We start from the raw sequence: 554 nt of genomic DNA on the forward strand, positions 1-554 counted from the left end.
ACCGAATCAGGCGACTGCGTGATGTGGTTCTGGAGCAACTTGCCCGACACCATCAGCGCTGAGCAAATCGCCGATTTATACCGTCGTCGCTGGAGTATCGAAGGGATGTTCCAGCGTCTTGAATCGGTGCTGGACAGTGAAATCGAAAGCCTCGGCTCGCCCCGGGCAGCCTTGCTGGGTTTTGCCTCGGCGATCTTGGCCTATAACGTCCTGGCGGTTCTCAAACGTAGTGTGGAGCAGGCTCACCGCGAGACGCAGCCTGAAGGTTGGGAAGCTTCGACCTTCCATCTGGCGGTGCAAGTGCGTAGCGGTTATGAGGGCATGCAGATCGCGTTGCCCTCGGATTACCTGCCATTTCAATCGACCTCAGAAACGCTGGCAGAGCGGCTGTTGGCGCTGGCCAGGAACATCAAGCCCAAGCAGGTCGCCAAAAGCATCCGCGGCCCCAAAATCGCCAAGCCCAAGGAATGGCTGGAGGGAAAGGCTGCCAATGCTCATGTGTCGACCGACCGGGTGCTTAAGGCCCATAAAGGGAAAACACCTTGAAAGGGCTG

General features: G+C 57.9%; 1 protein-coding gene. It reads left to right on the plus strand.

Features of this window, described 5'->3' with window-relative positions; genetic code table 11:
- Positions 1–546: transposase (locus MEB48_RS29040; RefSeq protein ID WP_237887132.1), on the plus strand; the 546-nt coding region annotated here is incomplete at its 5' end.
- Between the last annotated feature and the right edge of the window lie 8 nt (positions 547–554).

Origin of the sequence: Pseudomonas sp. PGPR40, from assembly GCF_022014505.1 — a bacterium.
GTDB lineage: Bacteria > Pseudomonadota > Gammaproteobacteria > Pseudomonadales > Pseudomonadaceae > Aquipseudomonas.